Source organism: Longibacter salinarum (assembly GCF_002554795.1).
In the GTDB taxonomy this organism is placed as follows: Bacteria; Bacteroidota; Rhodothermia; order Rhodothermales; family Salinibacteraceae; genus Longibacter; species Longibacter salinarum.
The window spans coordinates 223,922-238,061 of the sequence record NZ_PDEQ01000004.1; the positions used below are offsets into that span (position 1 = coordinate 223,922).

Sequence of the window (14,140 nt, forward strand, 5' to 3'; positions counted from 1 at the left end):
ACGCTCGCCTCACGAGTACTCCCGGTGTTTGCTTTGCTTCTGTGGACGCGGAGCCCGACTGGGTTTCGCATCCACGTTGCATGCTTTTAGTGGCTCGTTTGCCCCTTTGTCGCGGAAGCCGTCCGGCTGCTGCGGCGCCCTGCCTCGTCCACCCACCCGCCCCCACCGAGCGACCGCTCGTCGTCAGAAGCTCATGCGCACGTCCCGCAAGGACAGTCCCGTCGCCATTTTCGGAGGCCGCTCCAATCCGGCCCTCGCCCGCAAGATCGCCGAATCGTACGGCACCACCCTCGGAGAGGTCACGATTCGTGACTTTGCCGACGGTGAGATCTACGTCCGCTTCGAAGAGTCCATTCGCGGTGCGGATCTCTTCATCATCCAGAGCACGCATCCGAGTGCAGATAACTGGATGGAGCTGCTGCTCATGATTGATGCCGCCAAGCGCGCCTCCGCAGCCCGCGTCACGGCTGTCATGCCGTACTTTGGCTATGCTCGCCAGGAGCGGAAAGATCAGCCCCGTGTGTCCATTGCCGCGAAGCTAACGGCAAACATGCTGACGACCGCGGGTGTCGACCGAATCCTTACGATGGAGCTCCACGCCCCGCAGATCCAGGGGTTCTTCGACGTTCCCGTTGATCACCTCTATGGCTCAGGCGTCCTGATCGACTATCTGAAGCAGTTTGACCTCGACAACTTTGTCGTGGTCGCTCCAGACGTCGGCGCGCTGAAGATGGCCCGCGCCTACGCTCAGAAGCTGGGCGTGAACCTCGCGCTGATCGACAAGCGTCGCCCGCGACAGAACGAAGCGCGCGTGATGAACATCATCGGTGACGTGGAGGGAAAGAACGTCGTCATCATCGACGACATCGTGGACACCGCCGGGACGCTCACGCGTGCGGCTCGGGCACTTCGCGAGAAAGGTGCCCTTGAGATTATGGCCGCCTGCACGCACGGACTGCTCTCCGGTCCAGCATACGACCGCATCGAAGCCTCCCCGATGGAGCGCCTCATTATCACCGACACCATCCCGCTGAAGCGGCCGTCGGAATCGATCGAGGTCGTCTCAGTCGCCGGACTCTTTTCCAAAGCCATCCGGCACATTTACACGGACCGCTCGGTGTCGACGCTCTTTAAAGACTGAGCGACGCCCCAAACGATCTACCAACGGAGGCATGTACCCGCGTTAACGCACACTTCGCGGAACTTGCCCCCGGCATAATGGCTACGACGTATTCTGCACACCCGCTCTCCGCCTGCCGGAATGTGCGGTCGCGAGCGTTCAGGGTACGGCCCGACGCCCGGCTGCAAGCCGCGGAGTGCGTTCGCGCATTGCGCTGCGTGTGGCCCATCCGTCCTGCTGCGAGTTGATAAAGATTGATTGTCTTACAAACATGGAAGCTAAAACTATCGAGGCCCAGCCGCGAGAAACCGGTTCAAAGGCCGCCCGCGACCTCCGCTCCAACAACCAGGTACCGTGCGTACTTTACGGCCCGGAAACCGACCCGGTGTCCTTCGCCGTAACCGTACCGGCCCTGAACAAACTCATCTACAGCCGTTCGGCTAATGTCGTCGAAATTCAGATGGACGGGGACACCTGGCCCTGCATCCTGAAGGACTACGACCTCCACCCGATTACGGACCGTCCACAGCACGCGGATTTCCAGGTCCTCCGCGAGGGCCGGAAAATCACGCTCACGGTTCCGATCAACTACCAGGGTGTGCCGCAGGGTCAGAAAGACGGCGGTGACACGCAGATCGTCGTTCGCGAGATGACGATTTCGGTCAAGCCGGAGAATATTCCGTCGATGATCGAGATCGACATCAGCGAGCTCGAGATTGGCGATGCCATCCACGTCTACGACCTCGACGCGGACTACGATATCAAAATGGCCGAGGGCCAGACCCTCGTTACCGTCGTTGCCCCGCGTCTCGAAGCCGTGGCAACCGAGGAAGAAGAAGAGCTCGAGGAAGGCGAAGAGCTCGAAGAAGGCGAAGAGCTTCCGGAAGGCGAAGAAGCCGAGGAAGGTGCCGAAGAAGGCGAGGAGACCGAAGAAGCGTAAATCTCTTTCTCTGCGCCGGTACAGACCGGCCCGCCCGGATCTCCCTCTGACGGTGAGATCCGATCACAACATGCCCCGTGGGGACGTAGCTTCGTGCTGCGTCCCCACGCGTGCGTCTAGGGACTGCTTGAGCATTTCGGGTTCTGGACGAGAGATTCCGCATTCAGGCCTGCCCCGAATGAGGGACTCAAGTCTGCACGTTCACACTTCCATACTTCCATACCTTCACACTTAAATGTCTTCTAAGCATCTCATCGTCGGGCTCGGAAATCCCGGCCCGAAGTACGCCGGCACCCGTCACAACGTTGGTTTCCGTGTCATTGACGTCCTCGCCGAGCGACTCAACGTCGATCTCCGGGCGAAGAACGACGCCGAGCGCGGCGAGACACGATACGGAGACGCCCCCCTTCTTCTGGTCAAGCCGCTCACCTTCATGAACCGAAGTGGTGACGCCGTACGACCGATTGCACGGTACAACAACATCGCCCCCGACAACATCCTCGTCATTTACGACGACTTGCACCTCGACGTCGGGCAAATCCGGCTTCGTCCCGGCGGCTCCAGCGCAGGGCACAATGGTATCGAATCCGTCTGCAATCAGCTCGGCACCACCGACATTCCACGCCTGCGCATCGGGATCGGCAATGACTTCGCGCCCGGACGACAGTCCAACTACGTGTTGTCGACCTTCACCCCCCAGCAGAAGGCGGAGCTCGAAGACACACTCATCACGGCCTGCAATGCTACTCTCGCATTCGTTGAGGACGGCATTGACGAAGCGATGAACCGATATAATTGAGGTTTGGGGAGTGGAGGGTGGGACGTCCGGCCTCGCGCTTCTGTTGCAGGGGTTTTCATGCTGAATTACCGGTGAATCGCTGTCAACCCAGATTGTTGCCCTGTACTTTGACTCCGCTCTGCGGCGAACTCATCGACCCTATTTTCCGCCGTAGCTCCGCGACCCAATACCCCACCGCGGCGCACGACTCTTTCTTCACCCTCTGATTTACGTTTCGCACTCATGGACACAACGTCACTAATCACATATTTAGCTCCCGCGACTGGCGTCGTGGCGCTGCTCTATGCCTTTATCCGCACGCAGTGGATTAATAAGCAGGATACGGGTACAGAGCTGATGTCAGACCTCGCGGACAGCATTGCTGAAGGGGCTCGCGCCTTCCTGAACCGCGAATACCGCATCCTCGCTATTTTCGTCGTCGTGGTTGGAGCCATCCTCGCCGTGGCCAACATGGGACAGGCCAACTCGTCCTGGCTCATCTCGATCTCGTTCGTCGTCGGCGCCTTCGCATCCGGCCTTGCTGGCTTCATCGGCATGAACGTGGCGACAAAAGCCAATGTCCGCACGACGCAGGCAGCCCGGACCGGCCTCAGCCCGGCCATGAACGTCGCCTTCTCCGGTGGACTCGTCATGGGGCTCTCCGTCGTCGGCCTCGGCATCATCGGCCTCGGCGTCCTCTGGCTCGTCTACAGCAATCTCGGCTGGAGCACGATCAAAATTATCAACGTGATCACCGGCTTCTCCATGGGCGCCTCGTCAATCGCGCTCTTCGCACGTGTCGGGGGCGGTATTTACACGAAGGCCGCCGATGTGGGCGCTGACCTCGCCGGAAAAGTCTACGCCGGCATCCCAGAAGATGACCCGCGCAACCCGGCAACAATCGCCGATAACGTGGGCGACAACGTTGGTGACGTCGCCGGCATGGGCGCGGACCTCTTCGAGAGTTACGTCGGATCGATCATCGGTACGATGGTTCTCGGAACGGCCTTCACCGGCGTATTTCAGACTGCGGATGGTACGATTGAACTGGCCGCGGTCTTCCTTCCGCTCGTTATCGCCGCGGTCGGCATTCTCGTCGCGATCATCGGCTCCTTCTTCGTAAAAGTAAAAGAAGGCGGCAACCCGCAGACGGGTCTCAACATCGGTGAGTTTGGTGCCGTCGGCATCATGATCATCGCGTCGTACTTCATTATCACGTGGCTCCTGCCCGAAACGTGGACGGCAAACAACCCGATCACGGGTAACGCCTTTACGTACACCAGCACCGGCATCTTCGTCGCCGTCGTGATCGGACTGCTGGCCGGAACGTTCATCGGCCTCATCACCGAGTACTACACGGCCACCGACAAGCGCCCCGTCATCGGCATCGCCGAGCAGAGCGTCACCGGTACCGCCACGAACATCATCAGCGGCCTCGGCGTCGGCATGTACTCCGCCGGCATCCCGGCCCTGATCATCGCCGCCAGCATCATCGGCGCTAACCAGTACGCCAGCCTCTACGGCATCGCTATCGCCGCCGTCGGCATGCTCAGCGTCACGGGTATTCAGCTCGCCGTCGACGCCTACGGCCCGATTTCGGACAACGCAGGTGGAATCGCCGAAATGGCCGAGCTTCCGCCGGAAGTTCGCGAGCGCACCGACAAGCTCGACGCTGTCGGCAACACCACGGCCGCCATCGGAAAAGGCTTTGCTATTGGTTCCGCCGCGCTCACCGCGCTGGCGCTCTTCGCTGCCTTCATGCAGCAGGCCGAAGTCCCGAACATTGACGTTGCCGAGCCGAAGATCCTCGCAGGTCTTCTCGTCGGTGCCGTCCTCCCGTACGTCTTCAGCGCCATGGCCATGGGCGCCGTGGGTCGGGCCGCCGGTGACATGATCACCGAGGTCGGCCGTCAGCTGAACGACATTCCGGGCATCATGGAGGGCACAGCGAAACCAGATTACACGACCTGCGTCGACATTTCGACGAAGGCTGCGCTCCGCGAAATGGTCGCCCCGGGCGTCCTCGCTGTTCTCGTGCCGGTCATCGTTGGTTTCGTTGACAAGAGCATGCTCGGCGGTCTCCTCGCCGGCGTGACCGTGTCCGGTGTTCTGTTCGCCATCTTCCAGAGCAACGCGGGTGGCGCATGGGACAACGCCAAGAAGCGCATCGAGTCAACCATCACGGTTGATGGCGTCGAGCACGGCAAAGGCTCCGACGCGCACAAAGCCTCGGTCGTGGGTGACACGGTCGGTGACCCGCTCAAGGATACGAGCGGCCCGAGCCTTAACATCCTGATCAAGCTGATCGCCGTCGTCTCGCTCGTGATCGCACCGCTGATCGCGTAAGCCGAGCGACGACGCATCTGCAAAATGATGCAACCCGGCTGCTGAGGCCGGGTATTCTGCCGAAGGAAACCGGGGCAGGCTGGAGGGCTCAGGCCGCTCCACCTGCCCCGTTTCTTTTTGCCCATCTCAGTATGTACCTTATTACTCCGGGCGTGGCTTTCGTCCACGGTTGGGAGCGCTTCCTGCCTCCCTCCTTTCCGCCTGATCGACATTATGTGCTGTTTCACAGAACCGTGGCACCACGGCGCGACCCGTCCGTAAGAGCCCGGCGCACGTCCGGCACGTCGTTCGTCCTTGCATGCACCGCGACGCGACGAGCGACCTACTTCTGCAGCATCGCGATTTCGCATTCCCGTACCACCTTATTGACGCTTCACAAGCGAACCCCACTATGGCGAAGGTTGACGTCGAAATGCCCAAAATGGGCGAAAGCATCACCGAAGGCACTGTCATCGTCTGGCATAAGCAGCCAGGAGATGAAGTGGAGCAGGACGAGACGCTCCTGGAAATCGGCACGGACAAGGTCGACACGGAAGTCCCCTCTCCGGAGGCCGGCACGCTGACCGACATCCTCGTCGAGGAAGGCGACACGGTCGAAGTGGGCACGATCATCGCCCGCATCGAAACCGAAGCCGATGCCGCTGTCGATGCGAAACCGTCCGACGCACCGGAAGACTCCGCCGGTGAAGACCAAGAGGCGGCCGTGGATGACCAGGAAGCAACCGAGGTTGCCAAAGAGCAGGCCGACGCTGACTCTGCCGGCGCATCGGGAGGCGAAGACCACGAGATCGTGATGCCCAAAATGGGCGAATCGATCACCGAGGGAACGATTATCGCCTGGCACAAAGAGATCGGCGACGAGGTCGATCTTGATGAGACGATCCTCGAGATCGGTACCGACAAGGTAGACACGGAAGTGCCCAGCCCGGCCGCTGGCGTTCTAAAAGAGCGTCTCGTGGAGGAAGGTGAAACTGTGGAAGTCGGCACCCCGATCGCCGTCATCGGAGCCGAAGCGGGCTCCGCTGCTCCACAGCCGAGCACACCAGCTCCCGACACGTCGGACGAGTCGCAGCAAGAAGCCACACAGGAAGCTGCAAGCGCTCCGACCTCCGGAGACGGTGCCGTAGCCTCAGGCGAACCGATCGAACGTCGTGGGCCGGATGGCAGCTTCTACTCGCCTCTCGTCCGCTCTATCGCGGAGGAAGAAGGTCTGTCCATGAGCGAGCTGCAGTCCATCGAAGGTTCGGGCCGCGAAGGTCGCGTCACGAAGGAAGATGTGCTCGACTACCTTGAAACCCGCGAGGCCGGCGGCACACAGACGGCAACGGAGACCGCTGCCCCGGCGACGGCCCCGAGCCGCCCACCGCGCCCCAGCCGTCCGGCGCCGAGCGGCGGAAGCGGCTACAAGGTGGAGGAAGGCCCCAGCGCCGACGAACTCCGCCAGCGGTACGACGAACGCGTCGAGATCGTCGAGATGGACCGGATGCGCAAGATCACGGCCGAGCACATGGTCCGCTCCAAAGCGACCTCGGCCCACGTCACCAGCTTCGCCGAAGCCGATGTGACGGGCCTCGTCAAGTTCCGCGAGAAGAATAAGCAGGCCTTCCAAGAGCGCGAAGGCATCAAACTCACCTTCACACCCTTCTTCGTGAAGGCCGCCGTCGAAGCCCTGCGTAAGCACCCGGTCCTGAATGCGTCGGTCGAAGGCGACAAGATCGTCATGAAGAAGGACTACCACGTCGGAATCGCCGTGGCCATCGGCAAGAAAGGGCTCATGGCTCCGGTTATCCGCGACGCCGGCAACCTGAACCTGACCGGCCTGGCGAGCAAGGCTGCGAACATCGCTGACCGGGCCCGTAACAAGCAGCTTCAGCCGGACGAACTGCAGGGCGGTACGTTCACCGTGACGAACATCGGCTCCCTCGGCTCGCTGATGGGCACGCCGATCATCAACCAGCCGCAGGTCGGTATCCTCGCCACCGGCGCCATCAAGAAGCGCCCGGTTGTCGTGGAGGATCCGGACATGGGCGACGTGATCGCGGTCCGTCACATGATGTACCTCTCGCTGAGCTACGACCACCGCATCATCGACGGCTCGATGGGGTCGAGCTTCCTCCACACGGTCGTGGACGAACTCGAGTCGATTTCGCCGGACGACAACCTTCTCTAAACCTCGCTTGATCGCAGAGAGATAAATTTGAGCAGTACGGCACAGGCCGATGGGATTCCCTCCCGTCGGCCTGTTTGCATGACCCCGTGTGGCGGGTCCGGTTTATTCCCTCGGAAGCATGAGCGTAAACCGCGTCCCCATGCCGGGCGTGGACTCGACCTCCAGCGTGGACCCGATCAGCTCCGTCAGCTTTCGAACGATGGTCAGCCCGAGCCCGACACCTTCGAACTGCCGTGCATGTCCTGCACTCTCCTGCGAGAACGGATCGAACATTCGTCGCTGAAAATCGAGGCTCATGCCAATACCGGTATCCTCGATATCGACCATACAACCACGTGGCCCCCGGATGCAGCGTATCGTGACGGTCCCTCCTTCCGGCGTGTACTTGATGGCATTGCCCACCAGATTGCGCAGGATTCGCTGCAATGCTCCACCGTCGGTCTGGCACACCAGAGTCTCTCCCACCTCCTCCATATCGAGCCGAAGTTCTACCCCTTGCTTCCCCGCCCGGCCCCGCTGCTCCAAATAAATGCCGCGGACTTCGTCCAGCAGGTCGACCTCCTGACGCTCAATCGACTCTTTTCCGGCATCCAACCTGGAAAAGTGAAGGACCGACTCCAGTGTTTTCTGAAGCCGGACCGTACTGTTGTAAATAACCTCACTGAACCGACGAGCATCTGGAGACTGTGCTTCCTCCCGCAGGGCATCGGAGAATCCGAGTAGGGCGGTGATCGGAGTTCGAACCTCGTGGCTGAGGTTTGCAATCATCTGCGACTTCAGCGCGCTGGTCTCATGCGCCTCATCACGCTCAGCTCGCAATTCAACGCGGTCTGTGATATTGACAAAGGTCATCACCACACCGTCAATCCGATCATCCGGTGTGCGGTAGGGATGCACGCTCATGAGGTAGGTGGCCTTTCCCGCCATAACCTCGCGACGCTGGGGCTGCAACGATTCAAAGACTCGACGAACCATTGCTGGAATGTCGACGCCCGTGACGACGTGCGAAACCCGGTCGATCGGCGTGGCGTGGCCATTCACCTGAATGTCGAAAAGGTCCAACGCCTGCGGGGTGTAACGCTTGACACGGAGATCGCGATCCAGGAAAATCGTGGCGATGTTCGTGGCTGCCATCAGATTTTCGAGGTCTGAGTTCACTCGCTTAACCTCCTCGATTTTACTGCTCAGCTCTTCGTTAACGGTCAATAGCTCCTCGTTTGCCGACTGCAGTTCCTCCTTTCGAACCTGGAGCTCCTCGGTCGCGGACCGCAGCTCTTCGTTCATCGACTGCAGTTCTTCGTTCGAGGTCTGCAATTCTTCTGTGGACGTCTCGTATTCCTCGAGAAGCGTACGCATACGCTGCTGCGTCTCCCGCAACTCCTCGTCCATCGACTCAAAGAGGCTCTGGTCGCCGAGCTCGCGATGCCCGATCCGCCAGTCCGGTTTCGGGGAGTCCGACGGCGGCTTCGTCGAAAACACCACCAGCACATACCCCTTGTTCGACTTCCGTTCTCTAACCGGTTCAACGGTAATGGCGAGTCGCGTGACGGCTTTCCCGTTGTCATTCTTGTCATTCTCATCATTCTCTTCGTTCGCCTCGGCCGCCTCCTCAAGGCGCGCGAACTGCTCCAGCGTCGCTTGCTTCAACCGTTCAACGTCCGACTCCAACGCCTGCTTGATCATCGACAGCGACTGGAGAACCGAGGCCGGTGGCTCTTCCGGTGCATCGGCATCCGGGGCCGACGGTCGATCGGAACGATCGACGGGCTCCAGCCGACGACCTTCGGGCTCGGCAGCGTGCTCTTCTAACGCCCCCTCCCACATAATGGATGTCCGGCGTCCCTGCGTCGCGCGGAACAGAGCCGGGCGAATGACGAGCCGCAACCCGGGCACGATAATGTCTAGAAGGTTGAACGACGCCAGGCCTGTTCGAAGACGTACGTAGGGGCTGATGTCCCCCGTGACGTGAACAACATGTCCGTGTTCGTCCACCAGCACGGACGGCGGAGCATGCTCGTTGATCACCAGAGAACGATGCATGGCTGCCAACCCACGCACGCCTGTTGCTGGCTCCTCCGATTCTGACCGCTTAGGAAATTCCGCCTGTCGATGCTTGATCGGGAAACTGGTGGTCGCGGATACCGGGACATCCAGCGGCTGGTAGATGTGCTGACGCGTATCGAACGCCCGGAAGAGTTTGGAGGAAGCGTCGGGCGACTCGGACGGACCGAGAAACAAAAAACCGGTATCTTGTAGCGCGTAGTGGATCCGTGCGAACACGTCTTCCTGCAGCGCTCGGCCCATGTAGATCAGCACGTTCCGACAGCTGACAAGGTCGAGCTTCGAGAACGGTGGATCGGACGCCAGGTTATGTTCTGCGAAGAGCAGGATGTCCATCAGCTCTTGCTTTACCGCATACCCGTTGCGCTCCATCGAGAAGAAGCGCTGGAGTCGCTCGGCAGACACGTCCGATGCAATCGACCCGGGGAAATGACCCGTTCGGGCGAAGGACAGAGCATCGGTGTCAACGTCGGTGGCAAAAACTTGAATGGCTTGCCCACCGCCCAGACGCTCTCGTTGCTCCAAAAGCAGCATGCCGATAGAAAAGGCCTCCTCGCCCGTAGCACATCCGGGGACCCAGACGCGAATGGGATCAGAGGAGACTCGATCCTCGAAAATCTCCGGGATGACCCGACGCTCGAGTTCATGAAACGCTTCCTCCCCCCGGAAAAAGCTCGTGACGGAAATCAGGAGATCTCTGAAAAGCGCGTGGACCTCGCCCGGGTGATGCTGAAGATGGTCAACATAGTCACGCAGATCGTCAATTTCGGCGACCTGCATCCTCCGAGCCAGACGTCTCAGAATGGTGGCTCGCTTGTATCCTCCGAATGAGTGTCCCGTTTGCCGCTTCAGCTCGATGATCACGGACTGGAGCGTCTCCTCGTGTTCTCCGTCGAGCGTGACGGACCCCGACGCCATGCGTGCCGGACCCTGACGACGTACGATTGACGTGACCCGGCGAGCGAGCCCACGAACAGAATCGACCACATCCACCAGACCCGTCCCCACAGCACTTCGTGGCATTCCGTCGTATTCGGCTTCGTTCGGGTCCTGTACGAGACATAGACCCGCGACCTCCTTAACGGCCTTCAATCCGAGGGTCCCATCCGTCCCCGTCCCAGAGAAAATGATGCACACCGAGTCCTCTCCCTGCACCTCTGCGAGCGAACGGAAAAACCGATCGATCGGAAAGCGACGCTGACGATCTTCCATGCGCTCGGAGACGAGAAGTCGCACGCCCTCCGACGTTTCCTCCATCGTCAGCAATCGACCGGGCGGGATGACGTACACGTGATCGGGCGCCAGCTCGATGCTCCCGTGCACCTGATTGACAGACATGGATGTGTGAGAACGCAGGAGCCGGTGCAACTCGCTGACATGATCAGGAGCGAGATGTTGCACCAAAACGAAAGCCATCCCAAGATCAGACGGCAGAGCAGCCAGAAATGCCGTAAGGGCTTTTAATCCGCCAGCAGAGGCTCCCAAGCCCACGACAGGAAATGAGACACGACGTTCGGACATAATCGACGCTGAAGGGTGGTGGATGTCCCTTTCCAACGGCAGCGACGAGAAAATGAATCACGTCGAATAAGAAAAGCGGACCTGATGATCGATAGTACGTAAGAGTGGATTAGGGAAAAAGGTACCCGTTTCGACATACGCCGGAAAACCTGCAGGAACAAGCCAAACCGGAAGACCTGCATCATCCACCCTGTAAAGTGCTTACGACGATCTCCGAAAAGTGTCCGGCAATGCCTGTAGTTTGCATGCTGCCGGGTACGACGTCGGAGTCAGGTTTCCCCGTGCAGGACGATTTATTCTCCCTCGTATTGGGTTCGGCGACCGTACAAACAACCAGAGCATGTCTAAAATTCGTTCGGCGTATAATATTAAAACCGTTCTACCCGGACAAATGCTCCCGAACGGCTTCCTCAATTCTCGCGGCAAGGGCGTCTGCTTCTTTCCGAGTCTCGAAGGCCAAATACAATGGCGGATGAAGGCGAGGATCTGGAGCGTCCGGGGTCGTGCTGAAATCATCGAGTTCCTGGCCGATGGAAGCCAGAGCATCACTCAAGCCGCCGAGCGAAATCGGTTCGTCCAGGTCGACGCGGATGTCGTATCCGAGTCGGGGCCGATCCATATCCGCAACTGCAACCGTAATGCCCTTCACTTGCTCGGCCGGTACATCGATAAACGTTTTGCCTGACATAGCTGCTCGCACCCGCCCCTCCGCCACCTGTACGCTGATTACATCGCCCTTCGGGTAGAGAGTCTTATACAGGAAAAACGCGGTAAACAGCCCCACCACACCGTGCGCGATCCACATTCCAAGCATCTCATCGGAGGAGATCGCGCTGAGGGACTGCATGTACCCGATATAACTGTGGATGGCGACGAGAACGAGAAGCACGATAACGGACATGGTACGTGCGCCTCGATAGCGGACACTTGATCCTCGGATGACCGCCTCGAACGCTCCGTTCTGTGTGATGTCGACATCGTCAAGGTGATCGATCTCAACCGCACGATGGGTTTGATCGAACTGCAGCGGAGACGCACGTTGCGCTGTGCCCGATCGACCGGATGCATCAATGCTCGATGCGTCAGCACCTCCATCGGATTGCGTGAAAACGGGCAGCTGGAACGTGACGGCGCCGTTCCAGCCGTCATCATGGACCTGCAGACGCCAGTCCACGCGGGGGCGTCCCTCCGGATCGGGGGTTGCCGGTGGTTGGTCGACCGGAAGGGTAAAGCTGAACCGAATCAGGTTCCCGCTACTTCCGTGGGGTTGCACTTGGACATCCGCTTCATCTCGCCATGGCGTGCGTACGTCCCCGGACGCCGTTCGGACACGGCAACTGATGTTCACGCGAACGGTCTCGCCGGACTCCAGGTCGAGATCCGGTCCCGTGATTTGCCCTCTAATTGCATCTCCGGTCACGGCCGGTACCGCATCCAGCCGAACCGTCGCGGTATCCCCGGCGGCTTCCACCTCTCCTCGGGCCCAGTCGTCGCGCACAGCCCACGGACGATCCGGTGCCTGATCAAGTTGGCGAGCACGCGCGGACCGGCGTCGATAGACGCTCCAGGCCGAGACGCCCAGCCAGATGCAGATACCGACCATCAGCGCCGCGATACTTCCAAGAATGTAGATCCCGGGATGCAGACCTGTCTTCTGATAAACGGCCCAGGCCCCGAACAGGGCACCTCCGCCCATGCTCCCGCAGGCCAGAGCCCCGAAAAGTCCGTAAGCAAATTGCCCGGTGATTCCCGAGTCGTTGGCCGACCAAGTATACGCTGGCATTCGGGTATCTGGTGTCATCGAGGTACCATCCGATAATTGCACGTCCGACGGATAAGTGGCAAGTTCCCAATTGCCATTATGAACATCAATATACAACGATCGTCCGCGACACCGGGCACAACGAGTCTGTAGATCCGTTATTGATTCGTATCTGGATCTGAACGTCAACCCACACAACCCGACCCAGGTAACCTCCGGGTAAACGGTTCAAACGAGATCTACTCATCGGCTTTCGCTGAACTCGCCCTTATTGCACCCAAGGCTTATGTCTGATGCCACACGTTCTTCTTCGAATGGTGCGGGCCTGGAGCTGTCGCTCCGGAACCTGAGAGACCATCTCAAGGAGTTTCTCACCGACTACCTGAAGGATAAAAGCAAGGAAACGGTCGGCACGTATCGCCGCTCGCTCAACACCTTCGAGAAGTGGTTTATCACGACCCAGGGTAAATTCCGGTTTACGGAAGACGACATCCGGAACTACAAGACGTACCTGATGGAAGAGCGCGAGCTCAGCCAGGTCTCGGTTTCGACATACCTGACGGCCCTCCGCCGCTTCTGCCAGTACCTGACCGATATCGGCAAGCTAGAGGAGAACCCCGCGAAGGCCGTCAAGGGCAACCGCCGCCCGGACTCCCACTCGCGTGAGGTGCTAACAGAAGCTGATATCGAAGCACTAAAGGAGGCGCTCGACGAGGAATCACAGATCGACAAGCGGGACGTCGCCATCGTCTACCTGATGCTGTACGCAGGTCTCAGCGAAATCGAAATCGTTCGCGCGGACGTCGAGGACCTGGAGCACACGCTCATGGGCCCGGTCCTCAGAGTGCAGGGGAAGGGCCGAACGGTCAAAGACCAGCAGGTCCCTCTGGATGCTCCCGTCGTCGGAAAAGTGGAACAGTACCTGGATACCCGAAGCGGGCTACATCCAGACTCGCCGCTATTCGTCAGCCATGGGCACCGCTCGGAAGGCAAACGCCTGAACACACGCTCCGTCCGGAGTCGGATCAACGGCTACCTTAAGGCGTCAGGCGTGAAGCGTCGAGGCGTCACGCCGCACAGCCTCACGCACACCGCGGCCCTGATCTGGCTGAACAACGACATGCCGCTGGAAGAGGTGAAGCAGCGTATGCGGCACGGGACGCTCGACACAACGATGATCTACTACAAAAAGCAGGGACTTCTAAAACGCGACCCGGAGGAGCTTGCTTCGGAATCCGAATAACGAGACGGAGGTAACCAGGAGCGTACGCGGTCTTCTTTTCCATCCCGCCCGACGGTTCTTGGTCTCATGCCCTCTTCCCGCAGTGCTCTCGCACGGTACAGGCGACACGTACGTGGGAGCTGTTCTCCGTCGCACGTCCTGGCGACACCGCTAGCCTGCTGGTTGATGATTTCATCATCGGCCTGATCCTGCTGAATGT

At 59.8% G+C, this 14,140-nt stretch carries 8 protein-coding genes; 6 read left to right on the forward strand and 2 right to left on the reverse strand.

Going from position 1 to position 14,140, the window contains the following annotated elements; translation table 11 throughout:
* Positions 1 to 193 precede the first annotated feature (193 nt).
* The 5 genes from CRI94_RS09285 to sucB all read left to right on the forward strand — a co-directional run bounded on the left by CRI94_RS09285 (position 194) and on the right by sucB (position 7,354).
* Positions 194 to 1,141 carry a ribose-phosphate diphosphokinase gene (locus tag CRI94_RS09285; RefSeq protein ID WP_098075421.1) on the forward strand — a complete coding sequence of 316 codons (948 nt, stop codon included), beginning with the start codon at positions 194 to 196 and terminating at the stop codon, positions 1,139 to 1,141.
* Between the two features lie 250 nt (positions 1,142 to 1,391).
* A complete protein-coding gene (locus CRI94_RS09290; protein WP_098075422.1) occupies positions 1,392 to 2,060 on the forward strand; it encodes a 50S ribosomal protein L25 in 669 nt (222 codons plus the stop codon).
* A 235-nt stretch (positions 2,061 to 2,295) separates the two neighbouring features.
* A complete protein-coding gene (pth, locus tag CRI94_RS09295; protein ID WP_098075423.1) occupies positions 2,296 to 2,859 on the forward strand; it encodes an aminoacyl-tRNA hydrolase in 564 nt (187 codons plus the stop codon).
* A gap of 222 nt (positions 2,860 to 3,081) precedes the next feature.
* Entirely contained in the window at positions 3,082 to 5,184 is a 2,103-nt protein-coding gene (locus CRI94_RS09300) for a sodium-translocating pyrophosphatase (protein WP_098075424.1), read from the forward strand.
* A 391-nt stretch (positions 5,185 to 5,575) separates the two neighbouring features.
* Positions 5,576 to 7,354: a 2-oxoglutarate dehydrogenase, E2 component, dihydrolipoamide succinyltransferase gene (gene sucB / locus CRI94_RS09305; RefSeq protein WP_098075597.1), complete on the forward strand. Its 1,779-nt coding sequence runs from the start codon at positions 5,576 to 5,578 to the stop codon at positions 7,352 to 7,354.
* Between the two features lie 102 nt (positions 7,355 to 7,456).
* On the opposite strand, the gene CRI94_RS09310 is transcribed toward sucB, so the two are convergent.
* The gene (locus CRI94_RS09310; protein WP_098075425.1) at positions 7,457 to 10,936 is read right to left on the reverse strand and encodes a chemotaxis protein CheB; all 3,480 of its coding nucleotides are present in this window, start codon (positions 10,934 to 10,936) and stop codon (positions 7,457 to 7,459) included.
* 379 nt (positions 10,937 to 11,315) lie between these two features.
* Positions 11,316 to 12,719 carry a hypothetical protein gene (locus CRI94_RS09315; protein WP_143815355.1) on the reverse strand — a complete coding sequence of 468 codons (1,404 nt, stop codon included), beginning with the start codon at positions 12,717 to 12,719 and terminating at the stop codon, positions 11,316 to 11,318.
* 265 nt (positions 12,720 to 12,984) lie between these two features.
* Here CRI94_RS09315 and CRI94_RS09320 point away from each other — a divergent pair, with 265 nt between their 5' ends.
* Complete coding sequence (locus tag CRI94_RS09320) at positions 12,985 to 13,941, forward strand: tyrosine-type recombinase/integrase (RefSeq protein WP_098075427.1); 957 nt, start codon at positions 12,985 to 12,987, stop codon at positions 13,939 to 13,941.
* Positions 13,942 to 14,140 lie beyond the last annotated feature (199 nt).